Annotated in this window: 15 protein-coding genes and 3 rRNA genes; 15 read left to right on the top strand and 3 right to left on the bottom strand. The window is 52.9% G+C overall.

Features of this window, described 5'->3' with window-relative positions; translation table 11 throughout:
* Positions 1–178 precede the first annotated feature (178 nt).
* From PUR_RS23550 to PUR_RS23535, 4 genes are read left to right on the top strand one after another with little or no spacing between them, the layout of a single operon-like run.
* Positions 179–1900 (top strand): alkaline phosphatase, encoded by a 1722-nt coding sequence (locus PUR_RS23550; RefSeq protein ID WP_179037304.1) that lies wholly within the window; start codon positions 179–181, stop codon positions 1898–1900.
* 12 nt (positions 1901–1912) lie between these two features.
* The gene (locus PUR_RS23545) at positions 1913–2629 is read left to right on the top strand and encodes an ABC transporter ATP-binding protein (protein ID WP_179037303.1); all 717 of its coding nucleotides are present in this window, start codon (positions 1913–1915) and stop codon (positions 2627–2629) included.
* Complete coding sequence (locus PUR_RS23540; protein ID WP_179037302.1) at positions 2626–3858, top strand: ABC transporter permease; 1233 nt, start codon at positions 2626–2628, stop codon at positions 3856–3858. The genes PUR_RS23545 and PUR_RS23540 overlap by 4 nt, the downstream gene beginning before the upstream one ends.
* A 16-nt stretch (positions 3859–3874) precedes the next feature.
* On the top strand, positions 3875–4936 hold the full coding sequence (locus PUR_RS23535; RefSeq protein WP_179037301.1) for a hypothetical protein: 1062 nt from the start codon (positions 3875–3877) through the stop codon (positions 4934–4936).
* 155 nt (positions 4937–5091) lie between these two features.
* On the opposite strand, the gene PUR_RS23530 is transcribed toward PUR_RS23535, so the two are convergent.
* Together PUR_RS23530 and PUR_RS23525 are read right to left on the bottom strand one after the other, a co-directional pair.
* A complete protein-coding gene (locus PUR_RS23530) occupies positions 5092–6360 on the bottom strand; it encodes a molybdopterin-dependent oxidoreductase (RefSeq protein ID WP_179037300.1) in 1269 nt (422 codons plus the stop codon).
* A gap of 180 nt (positions 6361–6540) precedes the next feature.
* Positions 6541–7797, bottom strand: coding sequence for an MFS transporter (locus PUR_RS23525; protein ID WP_179037299.1), 1257 nt, complete (start codon positions 7795–7797; stop codon positions 6541–6543).
* A gap of 463 nt (positions 7798–8260) precedes the next feature.
* Between PUR_RS23525 and PUR_RS23520 the strand changes: the two genes are divergently transcribed.
* From PUR_RS23520 to pssA, 11 genes are all read left to right on the top strand, one after another.
* Positions 8261–9817, top strand: a 16S ribosomal RNA gene (locus tag PUR_RS23520).
* A 245-nt stretch (positions 9818–10062) separates the two neighbouring features.
* Positions 10063–12995 (top strand): 23S ribosomal RNA (locus PUR_RS23515).
* A 148-nt stretch (positions 12996–13143) separates the two neighbouring features.
* Positions 13144–13260: ribosomal RNA gene (gene rrf / locus PUR_RS23510) — 5S ribosomal RNA — on the top strand.
* The 16S, 23S and 5S rRNA genes sit together here, the layout of an rRNA operon.
* A 234-nt stretch (positions 13261–13494) precedes the next feature.
* The gene (locus tag PUR_RS23505; RefSeq protein WP_179037298.1) at positions 13495–14667 is read left to right on the top strand and encodes a GNAT family N-acetyltransferase; all 1173 of its coding nucleotides are present in this window, start codon (positions 13495–13497) and stop codon (positions 14665–14667) included.
* A gap of 302 nt (positions 14668–14969) precedes the next feature.
* The gene (locus PUR_RS23500) at positions 14970–15431 is read left to right on the top strand and encodes a CtsR family transcriptional regulator (protein WP_179037297.1); all 462 of its coding nucleotides are present in this window, start codon (positions 14970–14972) and stop codon (positions 15429–15431) included.
* Between the two features lie 28 nt (positions 15432–15459).
* Entirely contained in the window at positions 15460–15984 is a 525-nt protein-coding gene (locus PUR_RS23495) for a protein-arginine kinase activator protein McsA (RefSeq protein WP_179037296.1), read from the top strand.
* Positions 15985–16013: 29 nt separating this feature from the next.
* Positions 16014–17078, top strand: a complete 1065-nt coding sequence (locus tag PUR_RS23490) for a protein-arginine kinase McsB (RefSeq protein WP_179037295.1) — start codon at positions 16014–16016, stop codon at positions 17076–17078.
* 35 nt (positions 17079–17113) lie between these two features.
* Positions 17114–19567 carry an ATP-dependent protease ATP-binding subunit ClpC gene (clpC, locus tag PUR_RS23485; RefSeq protein ID WP_179037294.1) on the top strand — a complete coding sequence of 818 codons (2454 nt, stop codon included), beginning with the start codon at positions 17114–17116 and terminating at the stop codon, positions 19565–19567.
* A gap of 206 nt (positions 19568–19773) precedes the next feature.
* The gene (gene radA / locus PUR_RS23480; RefSeq protein ID WP_179037293.1) at positions 19774–21141 is read left to right on the top strand and encodes a DNA repair protein RadA; all 1368 of its coding nucleotides are present in this window, start codon (positions 19774–19776) and stop codon (positions 21139–21141) included.
* A gap of 11 nt (positions 21142–21152) precedes the next feature.
* A complete protein-coding gene (gene disA / locus PUR_RS23475; RefSeq protein WP_124697906.1) occupies positions 21153–22226 on the top strand; it encodes a DNA integrity scanning diadenylate cyclase DisA in 1074 nt (357 codons plus the stop codon).
* Between the two features lie 65 nt (positions 22227–22291).
* A complete protein-coding gene (pssA, locus tag PUR_RS23470; protein ID WP_179037292.1) occupies positions 22292–23032 on the top strand; it encodes a CDP-diacylglycerol--serine O-phosphatidyltransferase in 741 nt (246 codons plus the stop codon).
* A gap of 112 nt (positions 23033–23144) precedes the next feature.
* Here pssA and PUR_RS23465 read toward each other — a convergent pair whose 3' ends face one another.
* Positions 23145–23540, bottom strand: coding sequence for a nucleoside triphosphate pyrophosphohydrolase family protein (locus PUR_RS23465; protein WP_124697908.1), 396 nt, complete (start codon positions 23538–23540; stop codon positions 23145–23147).
* Between the last annotated feature and the right edge of the window lie 198 nt (positions 23541–23738).

Raw genomic sequence — 23738 nt, 5'->3', positions numbered from 1 at the left:
TTAACCTGATATTTTTACGAGAAACGGATGCCTTCCTCTTCCAGAGGACGGCGAAGCCGTTTCTTCTTAAGTGCGTTCAGCCAATATTTAATCCAAGTCGGCCTATATTTTTACATGGAGACAATACTCCCCCCTTAGACTATATTTGACTACTACTACTGGGAGGGTAAATAAAAATATGAACAAAGGTTTGAAAAAGGTTGCAATCGGCGGCTTAGCCTGCCTGATCCTTTCCGCAGGAAGCTTTGCCTACGCGGCGCAAGGTTCTTCCAAGGCACCATCGGCTGCAAAAACCTCTTCGAAAAATCTGATCGTCCTGATTGGCGACGGCATGGGACCCGCGCAAATCTCGGCGACGCGTTATTACGAACAGTATAAAAAGGGAGTCAAGCATCTCAATCTTGATCCTTATTATGTAGGACAAGCCACGACATATGCGGACCGCGGCGAAGACGGCGGCACCGTGGTGTCAGGGGTCGTAACGGACTCGGCATCCGCCGGAACGGCTTTTGCCACAGGCCATAAGACATACAACGCAGGCATCAGCGTATCGAATGAAGATGTTTCTAAGCCTTTCGCTTCCGTTATTGAAGCGGCTGAAAGCAGCGGCAAAGCGACCGGTCTTGTGACCACCGCGCGGATCACTCATGCTACGCCAGCCGTATACGCGTCGCATGTCCGCAGTCGCGACAACGAATCGGCAATTGCCTCCCAGTATCTGGATAGCGGAGTAGATGTGCTGTTCGGCGGGGGCAAGCAATTTTTTGTGACAAAGGATGAGAAAGGCAAGCGGACGGATAAAAATATTTTGCCCGATTTCAAAGCGAAAGGGTATACCGTTGTCGAGAACACGAGCGCGCTGAAGGCTCTTCCTGCTTCGACAACCAAAGCGCTGGGTCTGTTCGGCAGCTCCCATGTCGCCTATACTCCGGACCGTACAGCCGAAATTCCAAGCCTGGCGGCAATGACGTCGTCCGCATTGAAGATTTTGTCCAAGGACAAGAACGGTTTTGTCATGATGATTGAAGGCGGACGGATCGACCATGCCGGACATGCCAACGACTTTTCGACGCTCGTGCAGGAGACGCTTGATTTCGACGCTGCCTTTAAGACCGCGATTGAGTTCGCCAAAAAAGACGGCAATACATCCGTAGTCGTGACCGCTGACCATGAAACGGGCGGCTTGTCCTTATCCCGCGACAATATCTATGAACTTAATATCGACCTTTGGGATAAACAGAAGCATTCTTCGGAATCCATCGCAAGTAAGCTCGCCGAGGCCAAGACTCCAGAGGAAATCCGCAGCATTGTGGCGGAAAATACCGGATTCAACGATCTGACCGACGAAGAGGTTCAAGCAATTCTGGCAGGCGACGGTTCCTCTTACAAACAAGAGGGCGCCTATAATGCCGTTATCTCCAAAAGACTGCTCGTTGGCTGGTCCGGACACGGACATTCCGCCGTTGATGTCGGAGTATGGGCATACGGTCCAATCGCCAATAAAGTGAAAGGCCAAGTGGATAATACCCAGATCGCCAGAGCTTCGGCTGCCATTGTAGGGGTCAATATCGACAAGAGATCCGCCGAGCTTCAATCGAAATATATGTATCCGAAATTTAAAATCAACCGCGAGAACGAAGTGCTGTATCCTGCCGCCGCTCTAACTAAGGCCCTTGGAGGAACTTACAGCAGCGGATCAACGGTCTCGAAGGTCGCTTTTGGCAAAAACACGCTGAATATCAACATGTCGGCTCTGACAGCTACTCTGAACGGCAAGGCTGTGTCTTTCACGGTAGATAACGATAACGGCACCGTGTATCTCCCGCTGTCCGCTTTCAGCCAGTTGACCGGCAAAAATCTGAAATGGGATTCGCTCTCCGAACGGATTGTCCTGCGCTAAGGGGGAGCAAACATGCTTCAAATTTCCGGCCTGAACAAAAGCTTCCGAATTGACGGACGCAGTCTGCCGATTCTGGATATTCCCTCTTGGCAGGTGGAAAAAGGTGAAAAAGTGGCGATTACCGGACCCAGTGGGTCCGGTAAAAGCACGTTGCTCCACTTAATCAGCGGAATCGCGGTACCGGACAAGGGTGAGATCCACTTGGAGGGTCAGCCGCTGCACACCATGACGGAGGCACAGCGGGATCGACTTCGTTCACAGAACATCGGTTATGTGCTGCAGGATTTCCATCTGATTCCATCCCTTACTGCCAGTCAGAATATCGAAATCGCGATGAACACCAGCATTCCGGCGAAACGGAGGAAGACGCTCATCTCCGAGTGGCTTGAGAGGGTAGGCCTTCCGGACCGGGCGAAGCATATGCCTTCCCAGCTATCCCGGGGTCAGCAGCAGCGGGTGGCGATTGTCCGCGCACTTGTGAACAATCCGCCGCTCTTGCTTGCAGATGAGCCTACCGGCAGTCTGGACTGGGAGACCGCCGATGAAATTTCGCGGCTTTTGCTAGATCTGAGTTCTTTCGGGCAGCAGACCCTGATTGTCGTCACGCATGACTTGAACATGGCGGAGCGCTTTCCGAAATGTCTGGATATAAGGGAGCTGAACCGTGTTCGGAAGCATACTGAGCATCAAGCCGGAAGGGGCGGCGCACAGGAGGTAAGCAACGGATGAATCTTTTTTCATTGTCGCTGCGGAATATCCGCCATCGGCTTTTTCTCTCTTTTCTTACCGTCTGCGCGATCGGGGCTACCGTCGCTTTTATCGTCCTGTTCTCGCTTTTCCGGGACAGCGTCGAACAGGGGGCGGAAAAGGGATACGGTCCATTCGACCTTGTCGTTGGCGCACAAGGCAGCGAAACGCAGCTAGTGCTGAACACGTTCTATCATATTGGCGCGCCTACCGGGAACATTCCGGCGAACGTGCTGGAGCAGGCGCAGCGCGATTCGGGCGTGGACAAGGCGTATGCTATGACGACAGGGGATAATTACAATGGATTTCCGGTAGTCGGCATCGATCCGGAGTATTTTCTGACAAGGTACGGCGACCGAAAGATGAAAGAAGGGGCGCTGTATTCCAAGACGGGAGAAGCGGTTGTCGGATCGCATGTTGCTCAAACTCTCGGTTTGCATGTGGGTGATACGTTCACGGGCGCCCATGGACTTGTGGAAGAAGAGGGACATCATTCCGGCGAAGAGGGTGCCGAGAATCATGCCGGTGAAGGAGATGCGGAAGAGCATTCGCATGAAAGCTTTTCATATACGGTTGCCGGTATTCTACCCACGCTGAACACACCGGATGACAGAGCGGTATTCACCACCGTCGATTATGCCTGGGCGGTTCATGAGCTTCAAGGGGAGGACCGGGAGATTACGGCTGTTCTGGTGAAGCCGTCAACCCTGCTTGGCGCGCATAATCTGAAGCAGACGCTTGATGGAAGCGGCGGAGTCCAGGCAGCCTACACAAGCAAAGCGGTGTCGGATGTAGTTGATGCGGTGGACCAAGGTTCCCGTCTTGTCAGCTTATTGGCCGGACTGTGTGTACTCCTCGCCGCGATCACGATTCTATTGTCCTTGATCGCCGCCGCCGGAGAGCGGACCAAAGATGCCGGTCTGCTGCGGCTGCTGGGCAAGCCGAAGAGCTACGTATGGATGACACTTATTAGTGAAGGCCTGATTCTGACGCTAACCGGGCTCGCCGCGGGCTTCCTTGCGGGACACTTGGCCGCACTGATCTTTAAAGAGATGCTCTATGCCCAAGCGGGTGTTAGACTAAACCCTTATCTATGGAACGCCGATCACGGCTGGATTGCCGCGGGAACGATTGCGATCGGGCTGCTCGCCTCGCTGATTCCCGCTTTCCGAATGTACCGGCTTCAGCCGCTCGCTTTGTTTAAATCTTAGGAGGTAAGCTACGCTTATGAAGACAAGACAAAAGTTTCTGACCGCCGCGGCTGTGTGCTTCACCCTACTGCTGTCCGCATGCGGCAAGGATGGGCAAGAGACATCGGCGTCTTCGTTTTCGTCGGTTCAGAACACCTCTGTGTCCGCTGAACAAGATAATTACCAGGTGAATGAGGAAAGGAAGGCAGCGGGAGATTCCGCTGCTGCCGGGAATTCCGCTTCGCCGGAGGTTTCACCGGATGCAGCACCATCCCCAGGTTCCGCCACCGCCGCTATCGGCTCTGCCGCACCATCTCCGGGCTCTACTGCTGCCGCTCCCGGCTCTCCGGCACCATACCCGGCGTCATCTGCCTCGGCTTCGCCCGATGTGAAGCAAACGCCGGTGAACAAGACAGAGGCAGAGGCATCAGATTCGGCGTCAAAGAATCAATCGGCCGAAGGAAAGCCTTCCTCCGGAGGGCAGAAGGCAATTGCCAGCTCCAAGCCTGCAGCTCTTCCCACCCCAAGCGCTGCCTCCAAGCCGTCCGGTTCCAACCGGAAAGCGTCTCCCGCCGCTGCCCCTTCCCCTACCCGGGAGCCGGCTTCGCCTTCGCCGTCCGCTTATGCGGATAACAGCAGTAGGAAGGAAGCGTCTGCCGCCGCTGCTCAGCGCAATGCCGGAGGAGAGACGGCGGCTAAGAGTTCAAATGACGGGAACAGGGCAGGCGCGGAAACGATCGGTTGGTCGGAATTTTTTGACGGGGGCGACCAGACCCGGCCGTCGGAGCGTTTCTGGGACCTCAGCGAGAGCAAAAGTAAAGTGATCATCAAAGGCTTTATGGGCGAAGTGCTTTCTTTTGAAAAGCACTGGTTTCTGCTGATCCCTCAGCCTGGAGCCGAATGTCCTTTTGACAACGGGGATGAAACGTACTGGAACAAGATCATGATTGTATTTGTGCCGGACGATATCAAGCTGAGACATAAAACGGGTCCGCTGCAGGTGACCGGACGGCTTGAGGTGGGGATTAAAATCGACGAGTCGGGATACAAAACCATGTTCCGGCTGTACGATGCTTCCTTTGAGGAGATTAAGGAGTAGCATTGGTTCTAAATAGAGGCTTGTCCGGGGAGAGAGATCTTTCTTGCGGACAAGCCTTTTTTGAAATATAAGACTTTATAAGCTTCGCGCCTATCGTTTGGTCTTATATTTTTACGAGAAACGTACCTGCAGACGCCGTCAGGCGTTTCTTCTTGTTATATTTTCTCTTTCCCCGGCAGCCATGCATCGATACCGTAGCCCCGCTGTTCCCAGTAGCCGACATGGTCGCCTTCGATCAGTTCAATGCGATTGAGCCATTTCACCGATTTGTAAGCGTACATTTGCGGAACGACAAGCCGAACGGGACCGCCCAGTTCATTGGAAATCGGCTTGCCATCGTGCATAACGGCAACAAGCACATCGTCCATCCGCGCTTGCTCCAGGGTTAGCGAATCGGTGTAAACACCGTCTCCGGAATAAAATTTGACGCTAGTGGCTGTACTCTGCACACCGGCCATCTCCATCAGCTTGGCAAGCGGGATGCCTTCCCATGTATTTTTATAGACCGACCAGCCTGTGATGCAGTGGAAATCGCTCACCTGCACCTCCCGCTGGAGCTTGACGAATTGCTCCCAGTTCCAGTTTAGCTTGTTGTCGACCAGACCGTCGACTTTAAAAGACCAGTTGGAGTTGTCAAAGGAGGGGATGTCCGTTACCGTATAGACGCGGAAATGCCCTTCGGCGCCTCCGCCGATGGGCGGAGAAGACTGCGGCAGCGGAACGGGATCGGGCAAGAGCCGGTTGGCATTAGCCACCGCAGACTCTCCAGTCGAAGGCAGCTGCAGCGACCGGCCCATCCAGCGGACAAAAGTAGGTCCGAGCGTGACCGCCAGCCCTGCGCCGACGGCGACTTTTAGAAATCCGCGCCGCGTGTAAATAGGCTGGGGATGCTGGAGCCCTTTTTCCACTCTATTAGAAACTGCTGCGTCGTTGGTTTCTGGTTCCGGCACAATCGACCGCTTTTCCGGTTCTTTAAGCCAGCGGGTGCGGGTAATCGAATGGTAAATGATGATCGGCAAACCGATCCAGGTGAAGAGATCATGCGCCAGCAGCGCGGCATTGGCCGCCCGCGGGCCGAAGACTTTGAACAGCCAAAGTATGATTCCCGATACGATCCAGCCGAGCAGCAGCATAAGAACCGTGATGACATTGGCTTTTTGCGAAGTCTTTCCCTTTAGCCGTTTCCAATGCTTGGCTGCCAGCAGCAGGTAATAGGCAACCGGAACGAGTAGGGCCAACCCGGCAAGAATATGCCCCCATTTCAGCCAGACTCTTCCTTCCCCAAGCCATTCCCTCCAAAATGCGCCTAACAGCATCAAACCGCTAATAGCCAAGAACAGCACAAGCCAAGCGTTCCATGCGTGAATGAAGACGAGCTTTTTTCCATAACCTTTCCGGATGCGCGCAAGCGCCTTGTTTGCCATTGTATCTCCCCCTTTCTGAAAGACCGGTCGATAATTCAAGTTTTAATTAATTGTAACGCAAAAAGCGAGTGTTGAATAATACGCTATTGAAATGCAGCAAGCCGACAGCAAAAAGACTCACCGTCCTCTTCTAAGGGAGGTAGATGAGCCTTTACCGAAAAAGCAATACACCCTCAAACGTTACTCTGCCGCCCATTCCTCCAGCTTGCCGTCTCCCGGAAGAAGCAGGGCAAGAAGTCCGAGAAGCGGCAGAAAGCCGCAGGCGATGAAGACGCGCGTGATGCCGATTGCATCAATTAAATGGCCAATGAACAGCGAGCCGATCCCGCCGAGTCCGAAAGCCAGTCCGGTAATAAGACCGGAGACGGTGCCGATATTGCCCGGATACAGCATTTGCGCATAAATAACCGTGACCGAGAAGCTGGATAAAAGAACGAATCCGCCGATCAGCAGCAACACACCTGCCCAAAACTGGCTTGCGAACGGAAGCGCGAGCGCGAACGGCACGGTTCCGACCATGGAAAGAAGGATCAGATTCCGCCGTCCGAAACGGTCGGCAAGCGGACCTCCGAAGAGCGTGCCGACGGCGCCTGCAGCCAAGTACATGAAAATATAGTTCTGGGCATTGTCCAGCACCAAACCGTATTTCTCCATTAAATAGAACGTATAGTAACTGCCGATGGCTTGACCGTACCACGAACGCACAAATACGATTATGACCAGGATGAAGGTCGCCTTCAAAATACTTTTATTCCTGGCCGGGTCTATTGCGCGGGAGACGGTTTTTTTGCGGAACGTATAGCCGGCATCCAGCATCTCCCGGTACCACCGGGCCACGTAGGTCTGCACTAAGACGCCGGCGGCGGCGATAATCGTAAAGCCCAGTGCGCCAATTTGTCCAAACGGGATGAAGACCCATTTCGTCAGCAGCGGACCCAGAGATTGCCCCGCATTGCCTCCGACCTGGAAAATAGATTGAGACAACCCCTTTTTCAGTCCTGCAGCCATATGCGCAACACGCATACCTTCGGGATGGAAAGCGGCGGAGCCGAAGCCGATCAGAATAACGGAGAGGAGCACCAGCACATAATTATTGGCATAACCCAGCAGCAGAACACCCATTAAGGTGCTGCCCATCCCGAGCGGAAGAAGGATTGGACGCGGATGGCGGTCCGCGGCGTAGCCGATGACCGGTTGTATAACCGAAGAAGTGACGTTGAGCGCGAACGATATCCATCCGACCTGGGCGTACGAAAGCATCATATTGCTCTTGAGGATCGGAAAAATCGCCGGAATCACCGCCTGAATGGAATCATTGAACAAATGGACGAAGCTGACGGCAAGGAGTATCCGGTAGATTGTGACCTGCTGAAGGCTTCGTTGCTCTCCGGCCGCCAATTTTGACGGCGCTATTGTAGATGTGGACTGATTTCTCATAACAGCTCCTTTCCATATTAAACCGGTCAATCGATATGGATTAAGATAACTCTTTTTGCTGCTTTACCGCAATGAACATTCTAGGAAAATGAGAGATTGACGGATTAACACCACTGCAAGAAAGAGAAGCGATTTGTTTTTTTAAAAAAAGGGTTGCACGTTTGCCGCAGGCATGATATATTATTTCTTGTCGCTCGCGAGGTTGTGATGAAGTTGAAAATCACGATTGAAAAAAAGAGTTGACGAACGGAAATGAATATGTTATTCTATAATTCCTGTGCATGAGACGAAGTATTCAAATGCAGGGTACAAGTTCTTTGAAAACTGAACAAATGGAACACGTTAATTTTAAGATTCATATCAATGAATCGTCAGTTTCAAAATGAGCGAATCGCTCTATCGATAAACTTTTCGGATGGTTATTTTCTCGGAGTGATCTGGGTGGTGACCTCACGAAAAAACCTTATTGGAGAGTTTGATCCTGGCTCAGGACGAACGCTGGCGGCGTGCCTAATACATGCAAGTCGAGCGGAGTCCTTTTGAGAGCTTGCTCTCAAAAGGACTTAGCGGCGGACGGGTGAGTAACACGTAGGCAACCTGCCCCTTGGACTGGGATAACTACCGGAAACGGTAGCTAATACCGGATAAGACCTTCTGGTGCATACCGGAAGGCGGAAAGGCGGAGCAATCTGCTACCAGGGGATGGGCCTGCGGCGCATTAGCTAGTTGGTGGGGTAACGGCTCACCAAGGCGACGATGCGTAGCCGACCTGAGAGGGTGAACGGCCACACTGGGACTGAGACACGGCCCAGACTCCTACGGGAGGCAGCAGTAGGGAATCTTCCGCAATGGGCGAAAGCCTGACGGAGCAACGCCGCGTGAGTGATGAAGGTTTTCGGATCGTAAAGCTCTGTTGCCAGGGAAGAACGTCTTGTAGAGTAACTGCTACAAGAGTGACGGTACCTGAGAAGAAAGCCCCGGCTAACTACGTGCCAGCAGCCGCGGTAATACGTAGGGGGCAAGCGTTGTCCGGAATTATTGGGCGTAAAGCGCGCGCAGGCGGCTGTTTAAGTCTGGTGTTTAAACCATGGGCTCAACCTGTGGTCGCACTGGAAACTGGGCAGCTTGAGTGCAGAAGAGGAAAGTGGAATTCCACGTGTAGCGGTGAAATGCGTAGAGATGTGGAGGAACACCAGTGGCGAAGGCGACTTTCTGGGCTGTAACTGACGCTGAGGCGCGAAAGCGTGGGGAGCAAACAGGATTAGATACCCTGGTAGTCCACGCCGTAAACGATGAGTGCTAGGTGTTAGGGGTTTCGATACCCTTGGTGCCGAAGTTAACACAGTAAGCACTCCGCCTGGGGAGTACGGTCGCAAGACTGAAACTCAAAGGAATTGACGGGGACCCGCACAAGCAGTGGAGTATGTGGTTTAATTCGAAGCAACGCGAAGAACCTTACCAGGTCTTGACATCCCTCTGAATCGTCTAGAGATAGGCGCGGCCTTCGGGACAGAGGAGACAGGTGGTGCATGGTTGTCGTCAGCTCGTGTCGTGAGATGTTGGGTTAAGTCCCGCAACGAGCGCAACCCTTGACTTTAGTTGCCAGCAGGTGAAGCTGGGCACTCTAGAGTGACTGCCGGTGACAAACCGGAGGAAGGTGGGGATGACGTCAAATCATCATGCCCCTTATGACCTGGGCTACACACGTACTACAATGGCCGGTACAACGGGAAGCGAAACCGCGAGGTGGAGCCAATCTTATAAAGCCGGTCTCAGTTCGGATTGCAGGCTGCAACTCGCCTGCATGAAGTCGGAATTGCTAGTAATCGCGGATCAGCATGCCGCGGTGAATACGTTCCCGGGTCTTGTACACACCGCCCGTCACACCACGAGAGTTTACAACACCCGAAGTCGGTGGGGTAACCCGCAAGGGAGCCAGCCGCCGAAGGTGGGGTAGATGATTGGGGTGAAGTCGTAACAAGGTAGCCGTATCGGAAGGTGCGGCTGGATCACCTCCTTTCTATGGAGAATCGTTTCCCGAGCGGAAACATTCAAATCGGAAGCTAAGCTTCCAAAACTCAGGTTTAGGCCTGTTGCTCACTCGTTGCTCAGTTTTGAGAGCTCAAACTCTCAATCTTGATCCTTGAAAACTGGATACCGAAACGAAAATTGCGTTTTAGAACATCTTTTAGCTGAACTTGTGTCAAGCGATTGATCAAGTGAAGTGAATAGTGGTTCATGATTTTCCCTAACGGGAAAACATGTGGTTAAGCTACTAAGAGCACACGGAGGATGCCTAGGCGCCAGGAGCCGATGAAGGACGTGGCGAACTACGAAAATGCCTCGGGGAGCTGTAAGCAAGCGTTGATCCGGGGGTGTCCGAATGGGGAAACCCGGCTGTGGTAATGCACAGTCACTCCTACCTGAATTCATAGGGTAGGTGGAGGCAGACCAGGGGAACTGAAACATCTAAGTACCCTGAGGAAGAGAAAACAAGAGTGATTCCGTCAGTAGCGGCGAGCGAACGCGGAACAGCCTAAACCAGGGAGCTTGCTCCCTGGGGTTGTGGGACGTCTCACATGGAGTTACAAAGGAACAAGATAGGTGAAGAGGTCTGGAAAGGCCCGCGATAGAGGTAAAAGCCCTGTAGCCCAAATTTGGTTCCCTCCGAGACGGATCCCGAGTAGTGCGGGGCACGTGAAACCCCGTATGAATCCGGCAGGACCATCTGCCAAGGCTAAATACTCCCTGGCGACCGATAGTGAAACAGTACCGTGAGGGAAAGGTGAAAAGCACCCCGGAAGGGGAGTGAAATAGTACCTGAAACCGTGTGCTTACAAGAAGTCAGAGCCCGTTATAGGGGTGATGGCGTGCCTTTTGTAGAATGAACCGGCGAGTTACGTTTAACGTGCAAGGTTAAGGCGAGAAGCCGGAGCCGCAGCGAAAGCGAGTCTGAATAGGGCGACTTAAGTACGTGGGCGTAGACCCGAAACCGTGTGATCTACCCCTGTCCAGGGTGAAGGTGCGGTAACACGCACTGGAGGCCCGAACCCACGCACGTTGAAAAGTGCGGGGATGAGGTGGGGGTAGCGGAGAAATTCCAATCGAACTCGGAGATAGCTGGTTCTCCCCGAAATAGCTTTAGGGCTAGCCTCGGTGATTAACAGTACTGGAGGTAGAGCACTGATTGGGTGCGGGGCCCGCAAGGGTTACCAAGCTCAGTCAAACTCCGAATGCCAGCTACTGATGCACCGGGAGTCAGACAGTGAGTGCTAAGATCCATTGTCAAAAGGGAAACAGCCCAGACCATCAGCTAAGGTCCCCAAGTGTGTGTTAAGTGGGAAAGGATGTGGAGTTGCACAGACAACCAGGATGTTGGCTTAGAAGCAGCCACCATTGAAAGAGTGCGTAATAGCTCACTGGTCGAGTGACTCTGCGCCGAAAATGTAACGGGGCTAAACACACCACCGAAGCTATGGCTTGATGCGTATGCATCAGGGGTAGGGGAGCGTTGTATGTGGGTTGAAGGTTGACTGTAAGGACAGCTGGACAGCATACAAGTGAGAATGCCGGTATGAGTAACGAAAAGATCAGTGAGAATCTGATCCGCCGAAAGCCCAAGGTTTCCTGAGGAAGGCTCGTCCGCTCAGGGTAAGTCGGGACCTAAGGCGAGGCCGACAGGCGTAGTCGAAGGACAACAGGTTGATATTCCTGTACCACCGTAATCCGCTATGAGCGATGGGGGGACGCAGGAGGGTAGTGACGCGGACTGATGGATGTCCGTCCAAGCAGCGAGGCTGGTGTATAGGCAAATCCGTACACCATTAAGGCTGGGCTGTGATGGGGAGCGAAAATTACAGTAGCGAAGGTCATGATCTCACACTGCCAAGAAAAGCCTCTAGCCAGGAGAAGGTGCCCGTACCGCAAACCGACACAGGTAGGCGAGAAGAGAATTCTAAGGCGCGCGGAAGAACTCTCGTTAAGGAACTCGGCAAAATGACCCCGTAACTTCGGGAGAAGGGGTGCCTCGGTAGGGTGAATAGCCCGAGGGGGCCGCAGTGAAAAGGCCCAAGCGACTGTTTAGCAAAAACACAGGTCTGTGCGAAGCCGCAAGGCGAAGTATACGGGCTGACGCCTGCCCGGTGCTGGAAGGTTAAGGGGAGCGGTTAGGGGTTAAACCCGAAGCTGTGAACCGAAGCCCCAGTAAACGGCGGCCGTAACTATAACGGTCCTAAGGTAGCGAAATTCCTTGTCAGGTAAATTCTGACCCGCACGAATGGCGTAACGACTTGGGCGCTGTCTCAACGAGAGATCCGGTGAAATTTTAATACCTGTGAAGATGCAGGTTACCCGCGACAAGACGGAAAGACCCCATGGAGCTTTACTGCAGCTTGATATTGAACTTGGGTACGATCTGTACAGGATAGGTGGGAGCCTTAGAAGCCGGAGCGCCAGCTTCGGTGGAGGCGCCGTTGGGATACCACCCTGATCGTATCTAGGTTCTAACCTGGCACCCTAAACGGGTGCGGGGACCGTGTCAGGCGGGCAGTTTGACTGGGGCGGTCGCCTCCTAAAGCGTAACGGAGGCGTCCCAAGGTTCCCTCAGAATGGTTGGAAATCATTCGAAGAGTGCAAAGGCAGAAGGGAGCTTGACTGCGAGACCAACAAGTCGAGCAGGGACGAAAGTCGGGCTTAGTGATCCGGTGGTACCGCATGGAAGGGCCATCGCTCAACGGATAAAAGCTACCCTGGGGATAACAGGCTTATCTCCCCCAAGAGTCCACATCGACGGGGAGGTTTGGCACCTCGATGTCGGCTCATCGCATCCTGGGGCTGAAGTAGGTCCCAAGGGTTGGGCTGTTCGCCCATTAAAGCGGTACGCGAGCTGGGTTCAGAACGTCGTGAGACAGTTCGGTCCCTATCTGTCGTGGGCGTAGGAAATTTGAGAGGAGCTGTCCTTAGTACGAGAGGACCGGGATGGACGTACCGCTGGTGCACCAGTTGTTCCGCCAGGAGCATGGCTGGGTAGCTACGTACGGACGGGATAAGCGCTGAAAGCATCTAAGCGTGAAGCCCCCCTCAAGATGAGATTTCCCAATTAGTAAGACCCCTTGAAGACGACGAGGTAGATAGGTTGGAGGTGGAAGTGCAGCAATGCATGGAGCTGACCAATACTAATCGGTCGAGGGCTTATCCAAATTAAACGCAAGATTCGTTTCGGTTCCAGTTTTCAGGGAGCAAGGATTCTGTTGAGTGCAGCTCTAGCAGTTGCGGTAAACAGAAGTTGCTATCAGCATTTGGCGATGCTGAAAACCTGATGTATGCATTTGTTCAAGCAAATGCCCGTTTGGTGGCGATGGCGGAGGGGTTCCACGCGTACCCATCCCGAACACGACCGTTAAGCCCTCCAGCGCCGATGGTACTTGGACCGAAGGGTCCTGGGAGAGTAGGACGCCGCCAAGCACATGAACCACTGCTGAATTTCAGCAGTGGTTTTTTGTATTCTTAACTGTAGTAGTCAGGTGAATTATGTATCTGATCAGAAGAAGGTTGTTTCCATTTCATCTTTGATGATAAAGGAACAACCTTTTTTCATTGCTGAAAAAAATGTCCAATATCCTACGCTGCATTTCCGATTTGACAAAGGCCTCGGCGTCTGACAAACTCATGATAACCTATTTATATTGAGGTGAATGTATGGAAATCCGTCAGCTTCGCTCTGATGAGTTTGACACAAGTCTGAGTCTTTCCGAGTATGCTTTTCAATATAAGCTTTCGCCAGAAGACCGGGAGAAGGCAAAAGAGAGATTTAAGCCCGAGCGTGTTTGGGGCATTTTTGATGATAACGGTCTAGGCGCGAAATTTACGCTGTTGCCGTTTCAATCCTACATACAAGGCCGTCCTCTGCTTATGGGAGGCATCGCCGGAGTGGCGACATGGCCGGAAAATCGCAGACAAGGTCTGGTGGCCAAGCTTTTGGCCCATGCGCTTATGAAGATGAATGAAGCCGGTCAGACGCTGTCCTGTCTGCATCCGTTCAATGTCCCTTTTTACCGCAAATTCGGGTGGGAAGTGTACTGTGAGTATAAGAAGTATACGATTCCTGCCGCTAAATTTCCGGCGAAGGTTCAAGTGGAAGGACGAGTCAAGCGTGATGAGGGAGATATTGATATTCTGGATGCCCTGTACCGGAAGTTTGCTTCCAACTATAACGGAACACTCGTAAGGGACAAGGACTGGTGGGAGAAATCCGTGCTGGACGATGACGGGCATATTGCCGTCTTTTATTCGCAAGAAGGAGAGCCGGAGGGCTATGCGCTTTATAAAATCCAGAACCGGGAACTGATAATCGACGAATTCGTATATGCAAATGGGCGCACCCGCAGCGGATTGTGGAACTATTTTGCCAATCATGATTCGATGATAACTCAAGCGCATCTAAAAATGGTGCCTGCGGATGACAATCTACCGTTCCTGCTACCCGATCCTCGGATCACGCAGGAAAATCATCCTTATTTTATGGCCCGTATTGTGAACGTTAAGGAATTTGTCGAACAATTGTCATTTTGCGCCACCGGCCGCTCAGGAGGAATAACCCTTTCTATCGCGGACAGTCTTGCGTCCTGGAATGATGGACTTTGGAACCTCAGCGCAGATGGTTACGGTAAGCCGTCGATTCACGCACTCCAGAGTGACCCCGGAGAGGAAGCGGCCGCCTGCGGCATCGGAACGCTGACCGCCATGCTGCTTGGATATAAAAGACCGATGGAAATGTATCAAGCCGGGCTGCTTACGGGTAATATATTGGCAGTGACATGGTTGGAAGAACGGATTCCGCGCGCTCAAACGGCATTGTTTGATTTTTTCTGATCAAAGACTTGGCTTTCCGTGAGAATATGCTATAATAAGGTATAAGTCAAAGAAAGTCAAAGTCAACAGAGCATGCAGCAGGTGATTACTTAATCGTTCCCGTTTATTCTTTTTCAAGTATGCGGTGTACAGTTTGGGCCACACTAGTAAAGCTTGAACGGAATCTTAATCCAGGCTTGCCAGCCGGTTTTATACGGGATTCGGCTCTTTGCACTTTGGTTAAAGTTCCTTTAAAGGTTTAGGCCAGAAATGGAACGGTGCCATCGGCTGCATCTGCAAGCTCGTAATCTGGAGGATGAGTGATGCGCAATATCTCTGATATCATTGAACAATATCTGAAGAATATTTTGCATGAAAGTCCCGAAGGCACAGTAGAAATTCAACGCAACGATCTGGCAGACCACTTCTCCTGTGTACCCTCCCAGATCAATTATGTAATCAGCACCCGCTTTACACTTGAAAAGGGCTATTTGGTGGAGAGCAAACGCGGCGGTGGCGGATATATCCGCATTCAGCGTATTGAGCTTCCGCAGCACTCTGCGCTGCATACGCACCTTAACCAAACTATCGGCTCGGGCATCGACCAGAGCACGGCTGAGGGACTCATTTATCAGCTTGAAGAAGCCGGCTTTATGACCAGACGCGAAGCCTGCCTTATGCGCGCCGCCATTTCGCGTGAATGCATTGCGGTCAAGCTTCCCCATCGGGACGAGATTCGTTCCAAGATGATGAAGGCGATGCTGATCTCATTGCTTAGCAAATAAATCGGTGTGAGAAAGAGGGTTTCGTAAAATGGTTTGCCAAGAGTGCGGTGTAAGACCGGCTACGCTTCATTTCACTAAGATTGTGAATGGAGAGAAGACGGAATTTCATATTTGCGAGAGCTGTGCAAGGGAAAAAGGAGAATTGATTCCCGGTACGTCCGGCGGTTTCTCCATTCACAGCCTGCTTTCCGGCTTACTGGATCTGGAGGCTGCTGGCAAAGGGAAATCCGCCGCTGCTTCGACGGTTCAAGACGTTCGCTGCGAGGAATGCGGCATGACCTACGGGCAGTTCAGCAAGCTCGGGCGCTTCGGATGCAGTTCCTGTTACAAATATTTTGACAAGGGCCTCGACCCGCTCTTCAAAAGAGTGCACGGCAGCACGAGCCATGTCGGCAAGATTCCTAAACGTGCCGGAGCGCGAATTCAGTTTAGGCGGCAAATCGATGAACTGAAGGAGCAGCTGCAGCAAGCCATCGTGCAGGAGGAGTTCGAAAGAGCAGCCGAGATCAGGGATCAGATCCGCAAACTTGAAAAAGAAATTGCACAAGAGTAAAGTCTTAAGATATATAGGGGGAATGCCCGATGCCAAATCTCCGGTTTACCGAACAAGCGCTCAGCGAATGGATGCGCAGCGGTGGCAGCCACTCCGAGATTGTAATCAGCAGCCGTGTGCGCATCGCCCGCAATATACAGCATCACCCTTTTCCTCTTCTGGCAACGAAGAGCCAGGCCGAGGAAGTCTTGGATGTTCTGACTCCGGTAATTGATCAGGACCAGGAAACGGGATACGGCTCATTTCAGCTGCTTAAGCTTGACGAGCTGGAGGAGCTGGATAAGAAGGTGTTGGTTGAAAAGCATCTGATTAGTCCCAACCTTGCCAATGACTCCCGCGGCGGAGCGGTGCTGCTGAATGAAGACGAGTCGGTCAGCATCATGATAAATGAAGAAGACCATCTTCGTATTCAATGTTTGTTTCCCGGATTTCAGGTTCGCGAGGCCTGGGAACGGGCTACCGCCATCGATGATATTTTCGAATCGTCGATTGATTACGCTTTTGATGACAGAAGAGGCTATTTGACCAGCTGCCCGACCAATGTCGGCACAGGTCTTCGCGCTTCGGTTATGATGCATCTTCCGGCGCTTGTCATGACCAAGCAGATCAACCGTATTCTCTCGGCCGTCAATCAGGTGGGGCTTACGGTGAGAGGCATTTACGGGGAAGGCAGCGAAGCCGCCGGGAATATTTTTCAGATTTCCAACCAGATTACACTGGGGCAGACCGAAGCGGAAATTATCGACAACTTGCACAGTGTGGCTATCCAGATTATCGAGCATGAACGCAATGCGCGCCAGCGGCTGCTGACGGATTCCGCGCTCCGGATCACTGACCGTATCATGCGGTCGTACGGCATTTTGTCTTATGCGGCCGTAATGGATCTAAAAGAAGCTTCCCAGCGTCTGTCGGATGTACGGCTCGGCTTGGATTTGGGAATTCTGAAAGCTCCATCCATCTCGGTGCTCAATGAGCTGAACGTCAAGACGCAGCCTGGATTTCTGCAGAACATCTTTGGCGATAAGCTGAGCTCAACCGAATGCGATATGTACCGGGCGAAGCTGCTCCGGGAAACGTTGGGGACCACACATTAATTATAAATATTTATTATTTATGGAGGTGCAGACTTATGATGTTTGGCAGATTTACGGAACGCGCGCAAAAAGTGCTTGCGCTGGCACAGGAAGAAGCCGTTCGGCTGGGACACAATAATATCGGCACAGAACATATTTTGCTAGGACTTATCCGCGAGGGCGACGGCATCGCCGCCAAAGCATTGATCGCTCTTGGCCTCGGCCTGGAAAAAATTCAGGATGAGGTTGAAACGCTGATCGGCAGAGGGCAAGAGCAGCCGACGAACATCGCGTACACTCCACGCGCCAAAAAGGTTATCGAGCTGTCGATGGATGAAGCCCGCAAGCTGGGTCACACTTACGTTGGCACGGAGCACATCCTGCTCGGACTCATTCGCGAGGGAGAAGGCGTAGCGGCACGCGTCCTGAACAACCTTGGAATCAGCCTGAATAAGGCTCGCCAGCAAGTTCTGCAGCTGCTCGGCAGCAGCGAGTCCGCTTCGAGCCACAGCGGCGGCCCGTCCAATGTCAGCACACCGACGCTAGACGGATTGGCCCGCGACCTGACGGCTTATGCCAAAGACGGTCATCTGGACCCGGTTATCGGGCGCAGCAAAGAGATCGAACGCGTCATTCAGGTGCTGAGCCGCCGGACGAAGAATAATCCGGTGCTGATCGGCGAGCCAGGGGTAGGTAAAACGGCGATCGCCGAAGGCCTGGCGCAAAAGATTATCAATAACGAGATTCCCGAAACACTGCGCGACAAGCGTGTAATGACGCTGGATATGGGCTCAGTCGTTGCCGGCACCAAATATCGCGGTGAGTTCGAAGATCGTCTCAAAAAGATCATGGACGAAATTCGCCAGGCGGGCAACATTGTGCTCTTCATCGACGAATTGCATACGCTGATCGGTGCAGGCGGAGCTGAGGGCGCGATTGACGCCTCCAACATCCTGAAACCCGCGCTGGCCCGCGGCGAGCTGCAATGCATCGGCGCGACAACGCTGGACGAGTACCGTAAGTACATCGAGAAGGATGCGGCTCTGGAACGTCGTTTCCAACCAATCACGGTAGATCAGCCTACTCCGGATGAAGCCGTTCAAATCCTTTACGGCCTGCGTGACCGCTATGAAGCCCATCACCGTGTGAAAATTACGGATGAGGCAATCGTTCAGGCGGTGAAACTGTCCGACCGCTATATCACCGACCGTTTCCTGCCGGACAAAGCGATCGACCTTATTGATGAGGCGGGCTCCAAAGTAAGACTGAACTCTTACACGATTCCGCCGAATTTGAAAGAACTGGAAACGCGGCTGGACGATATCCGCAAGGAAAAAGACGCCGCTGTTCAAAGTCAGGAGTTCGAGAAAGCGGCTGCCCTTCGTGATACGGAGCAAAAAATCCGTGAAGAGCTCGATACAACGAAGAATCAATGGAAAGAGAAACAAGGCCGTACCGATTCCGAGGTTACGCCTGAGGATATCGCCCAAGTGGTGGCAAGCTGGACCGGCATTCCGGTCAGCAAGCTGAAAGAGGAAGAAACGGAACGCCTGCTTAATATGGAAGCTCTGCTGCATGATCGGGTAATCGGCCAAGATGAAGCCGTCAAAGCGGTCAGTCGGGCCATCCGCCGGGCACGCGCCGGTCTGAAAGATCCGAAGCGTCCGATGGGCTCCTTCATTTTTCTCGGCCCTACCGGGGTTGGTAAGACGGAGCTGGCACGCGCGCTCGCCGAGGCGATGTTCGGCGACGAGAACGCCGTTATCCGTATCGATATGTCGGAGTACATGGAGAAACACTCCACTTCCCGCCTTGTAGGGGCGCCTCCGGGATATGTCGGTTATGAGGAAGGCGGACAGCTTACCGAGAAGGTACGCCGCAAGCCATACTCGGTGGTCCTGCTCGATGAAATCGAGAAAGCCCACCCTGAAGTATTCAACATTCTGCTGCAAGTGCTGGAAGACGGCCGTCTGACCGATTCCAAAGGACGCGTGGTCGATTTCCGCAATACGCTGATTATTCTGACCTCGAACGTCGGTGCGCAAGCAATTAAACGGAATTCCACGCTCGGCTTTACCGCCGTGCAGGATGCCGGGGCTGAATACTCCAGCATGAAAGGCAAGGTCATGGACGAACTGAAGAAGAGCTTCCGTCCGGAGTTCCTGAACCGGATCGACGAGATCATCGTCTTCCACTCCCTGGAAGAGAAGCATATCGCACAGATCGTTACACTGATGTCCGAAGAGCTGCGCAAGCGGCTGCGTGAATATGACGTCGACTTCGAGCTGACGGACAACGCGAAAGCTTTCCTGGCCAAAGAAGGCTTTGATCCAGCCTTCGGCGCACGTCCGCTGCGCCGCGCGATCCAGAAGCATATTGAGGACCGCCTGTCCGAGGAGATGCTGAGAGGCAATATCGCCAAGGGCGATTTGCTGAAGATCGATGAAGAGAACGGCGAACTGTCCGTGAGCAAGAAAGAGCCGGTATCGCTGGAGAAGGACGGAGAATAAGATTACGGCCTGAAGTGATATATAGGCAACCATAGTAAGGAGAGCCTGCTTCCGATTAAGGAAGGGGCTCTTCTTTTTAATTGGAATCCTTCCATTTCCCAATTGCTCTTTCGTTCACAGCCCTTAAATGGTAAACTTTGATTGACAGGAAAATATCCGCGATTTGAAGAAATGGCGGCATGGTTAATCTGTCCGAAGGAGAGTTTATGGCTAAGACTAAAACGAAATTTCACTGCACCGAGTGCGGATACGAGTCACCGAAGTGGCTCGGAAAATGCCCGGGCTGCCAAGCTTGGAACAGCATGGTAGAAGAAACGGAAAGCGTAGTCAAAACACAGGGGATGAATACTCCCGTTTTTCATAGTAAAGAAAAGCCCCAGTCCATCATAAATATAGAAAGTGATCAGGAACCCCGCATCTTAACCGGCATCGGCGAACTTAACCGGGTGCTGGGCGGAGGGATTGTTCCAGGCTCGCTGGTGCTCGTCGGCGGCGATCCCGGCATTGGTAAATCGACGCTGCTGCTGCAGACCTCCCATGCGCTGACTACGCAGGGACTGCGAGTGCTGTATATCTCTGGAGAAGAATCGGTACGTCAGACCCGGCTGCGGGCGGACCGGCTCGGGGCGTTGTCATCCGAACTGTATGTGCTGTGCGAGACGAATATGGAATCGATCGAGGAAGCGATTGAGGCCATTCAGCCTCAGTTCCTGGTTATCGACTCCATACAGACGGTGTTTCTGCCTGAAGTGACAAGTGCGCCGGGAAGCGTGTCGCAGGTTCGCGAATGTACGACAAGATTCATGCGGATCGCCAAAATTCGCGGCATCGCCACCGTGCTGGTCGGTCATGTGACCAAGGAAGGAGCAATTGCCGGGCCCCGGATGCTTGAGCATATGGTCGACTGCGTGTTGTATTTCGAGGGCGAGCGCCATCACACGTACCGGCTGCTGCGGGCGGTCAAGAACCGTTTCGGTTCGACGAATGAAATCGGCATTTTCGAAATGGGCGAAATCGGCTTGTCCGAGGTTGAAAATCCGTCCGAGCTATTCTTGTCCGAGCGGCCCCTTGGAGTAGCGGGCTCCACGGTCGTAGCCAGTATGGAAGGCACGCGGCCGGTACTGGTCGAGCTGCAGGCGCTCGTTGCCGCCACGCATTTTCCTTCCCCGCGGCGGATGTCCACCGGACTTGATAACCAAAGGATGGCGCTTATTATAGCCGTCCTGGAGAAGCGGATGGGCATGTTCCTGCAGAATCAGGATGCCTATCTGAATGTCGCGGGCGGGGTGAAGCTGGATGAGCCTGCCATTGACTTGGCAGTTGCGGTCAGCATTGCTTCCAGTTTTCGTGACATCCCGACGAAGGCGTACGATGTGTTCTTCGGAGAGGTCGGGCTAACGGGTGAAGTAAGAGGCGTCTCCCGAGCGGAAACGCGCGTCAAAGAAGCGGCCAAACTGGGGTTCCGGCGGGTCATTATGCCCGAGAAGAGCCTGAAGGGCTGGAAGCATCCGCAGGATATACAGATTATCGGAGTGAATACTGTAGCAGACGCATTAGCGGTCGCGTTAGATTAGGGGGCAGAAAAATGAAAGACCACCAATTGGAAAATATGAACGAACTGCTCAGGCTAGCCGCACCGGGCACATCGTTTAGGGATGGATTGGAAAATGTGCTGCGGGCCAAGACGGGCGCGCTGATTGTCGTAGGCTACAGTCCCGAGGTCATGGAGGTGGTGGAAGGAGGCTTTTCCATCAATTGCGATTTCTCGCCGAACTATTTATACGAACTGGCCAAGATGGACGGCGCGATCATTTTAAGCGAAGATCTAAAACGTATCCTGTACGCCAACACCCAACTGATTCCCGATTCATCGATTTCCTCGATCGAGACCGGAATCCGCCACCGGACAGCTGAAAGGGTTGCAAAACAGACCGGGAAGCTGGTCGTCTCCATTTCGCAGCGGCGCAATATCATCACGCTCTATCAGGGCTCCATCCGCTATGCGCTCAAAGACATCGGCGTCATTTTGACGAAGGCCAATCAGGCAATTCAGACATTGGAGAAGTACAAGGCGGTGCTTAACCAATCGCTGACGAACCTGTCCGCCTCCGAATACGAGGGCATTGTAAGCGTGCCTGAAGTGGTCGGCGTTATCCAGCGCGTGGAGATGGTGCTCCGGATTAAGACGGAGATCAAACGCTACATCACAGAGCTCGGCAACGAAGGGCGCCTGATCAGCATGCAGATGGAAGAACTGGTTGGGAATACCGAGGAAGAAGCCTGGCTTTTATACAGAGACTATGCAAGAGAAGAGGAAGAGGATAAAATCCGCGAAATCATTGCCGGCCTGAAGCGAGCGAGCGATGACGAACTGATGGACGACAATCATATTGCCCGGCTGCTCGGTTTTTCCGTCACTGCGGTGACTTCTGAAGAGTCTGTCACACCTCGCGGCTACCGGCTGCTTAACAAAATTCCGCGGCTGCCCAATGTCATCATCCATAATTTGGTGGAACGTTTTGAAATGCTGCCCAATCTGATGACAGCGAGCATAGCGGACCTGGATGAGGTTGATGGAATCGGGGAAGCGCGGGCCCGGGGGATCCAGGACGGATTAAAACGGCTGCAAAAGCAAGTTCTTATTGACAGGCAAATGTAAATATCATACAATCACGTATTGTTGGAGACATTGAAGACTTGATCGAATAATATAGAGGTGACGAAATGATACAAAAATCGATTCCGAGTCTATTTACGTTGGGCAATTTGCTGCTCGGAATGTTCGGCATCATGATGGCGCTCGACGGTAAAATCGGCATGGCGGCGATTATGGTTATCATCGCAATGCTTGCCGATGGACTGGACGGACGCGTAGCCCGTGCCCTTGGCGCGGAGAGCGAATTCGGCAAAGAGCTGGACTCGCTGTCGGATGTCGTTTCCTTTGGCGTCGCACCCGCTCTCATCATGTACGTGACTAGCCTGCACGATTTGAATAATGCACTGGCCTGGCCGGTTACAGCCATTTTCCCGATGTTCGGCGCGCTTCGCTTGGCCCGTTTCAACGTTCGTCCGGGCATTCCCGGTTACTTTATAGGCCTGCCTATTCCGGCAGCCGGCGGCGTACTGGCTACGCTGTCCCTGTTCCATAAGGATGTATCGCCTCCTTTCATGATTGTCGCTACGCTGCTGCTGTCGTACTTGATGGTCAGCACAGTGAAGTATCCGAATTTCAAAAAGATCGGCTTGCCGAAAAAAGCGGTCATCGGAGCGCCGGTCGTAATTGTGATCGCCGTCGCGGTTGCTGTTGTTTTTCCCGAGCAGATTTCCAAAATGATTTTTGTCCTGCTGGCCCTGTACGCCTTGTACGGCTTAAAGCAGAACTTTGACAGACTGGCAGCCAGACGCCGTCGCCGCAACAGAAGACATCGTTCGGACGAAGAGGCGTATCATTCCAAGAACGGATAAGATGCCGAATTTTAATAAAGAGCCGGTTCCACGCTTGAATGCTGTGGTAACCGGCTCTTGTTTTTTTTTTACGGCGGGTTGTATACGGAATAATGACGGCATCATCCGGCCTTTACGACAAGTTGAACAGTCCGAGCGTTGCGCATTTCTGCGATTCCTTTACGACGACCTCGTCCATATTGATTCCAAGCAAATTGCACATCGCCGACATGTAGAACAGCTCCCGGCCAAGCTCGGAACCGATAACTTCGCGGCAGTTCTCGCACAGTTCTCCCTGAACGTGGGTTCCCGCCTTTTCCTTGGCTTTCTCCAGACTTACGCCGGATTCGAATACCTGCTTGGTGGCATGAAGCTCGATGCAGCCGCACTCCGTGATCGCTTTGACGACGGCGCGGTTGACCGAGGCGCTGCTTTGATCGTTCTTGGACAGCACGTCCAGCAGACTGCGGTGTCTGAGGAGCAGCTCGGAAACTTGGTCCTGAAAAGCCTGCAAACTTGGTGCGCTCATATCCATTCCCCCCGTTTCGTGAAGTATAAGCGAGAAACGGATGCCGCCCCTGAAAAGACGGCGAAGCCGTTTCTTCTTGAATGAGTTCATTATATGCTACGCAAAAGCTCCTTTTCAACCGGGTAAAAAGCCGCAAATTGCGACAAGCCGCCACTTTGTCTTTCCTCGCTAAAAAATTGGGCCTCCCACGATTACCGT

It is taken from the genome of Paenibacillus sp. URB8-2 (assembly GCF_013393385.1).
GTDB lineage: Bacteria > Bacillota > Bacilli > Paenibacillales > Paenibacillaceae > Paenibacillus_AQ.
Note: the sequence above shows the minus strand (reverse complement) of the source record. Positions and strands in the feature narration are given on the sequence as shown.

Coding starts and splice junctions, on each gene's coding strand:
- PUR_RS23550 (WP_179037304.1), top strand. CDS start 179: ATGAACAAAGGTTTGAAAAAGGTTGCAATCGGCGGCTTAGCCTGCCTG.
- PUR_RS23545 (WP_179037303.1), top strand. CDS start 1,913: ATGCTTCAAATTTCCGGCCTGAACAAAAGCTTCCGAATTGACGGACGC.
- PUR_RS23540 (WP_179037302.1), top strand. CDS start 2,626: ATGAATCTTTTTTCATTGTCGCTGCGGAATATCCGCCATCGGCTTTTT.
- PUR_RS23535 (WP_179037301.1), top strand. CDS start 3,875: ATGAAGACAAGACAAAAGTTTCTGACCGCCGCGGCTGTGTGCTTCACC.
- PUR_RS23530 (WP_179037300.1), bottom strand. CDS start 6,360: ATGGCAAACAAGGCGCTTGCGCGCATCCGGAAAGGTTATGGAAAAAAG.
- PUR_RS23525 (WP_179037299.1), bottom strand. CDS start 7,797: ATGAGAAATCAGTCCACATCTACAATAGCGCCGTCAAAATTGGCGGCC.
- PUR_RS23505 (WP_179037298.1), top strand. CDS start 13,495: ATGGAAATCCGTCAGCTTCGCTCTGATGAGTTTGACACAAGTCTGAGT.
- PUR_RS23500 (WP_179037297.1), top strand. CDS start 14,970: ATGCGCAATATCTCTGATATCATTGAACAATATCTGAAGAATATTTTG.
- PUR_RS23495 (WP_179037296.1), top strand. CDS start 15,460: ATGGTTTGCCAAGAGTGCGGTGTAAGACCGGCTACGCTTCATTTCACT.
- PUR_RS23490 (WP_179037295.1), top strand. CDS start 16,014: ATGCCAAATCTCCGGTTTACCGAACAAGCGCTCAGCGAATGGATGCGC.
- clpC (WP_179037294.1), top strand. CDS start 17,114: ATGATGTTTGGCAGATTTACGGAACGCGCGCAAAAAGTGCTTGCGCTG.
- radA (WP_179037293.1), top strand. CDS start 19,774: ATGGCTAAGACTAAAACGAAATTTCACTGCACCGAGTGCGGATACGAG.
- disA (WP_124697906.1), top strand. CDS start 21,153: ATGAAAGACCACCAATTGGAAAATATGAACGAACTGCTCAGGCTAGCC.
- pssA (WP_179037292.1), top strand. CDS start 22,292: ATGATACAAAAATCGATTCCGAGTCTATTTACGTTGGGCAATTTGCTG.
- PUR_RS23465 (WP_124697908.1), bottom strand. CDS start 23,540: ATGAGCGCACCAAGTTTGCAGGCTTTTCAGGACCAAGTTTCCGAGCTG.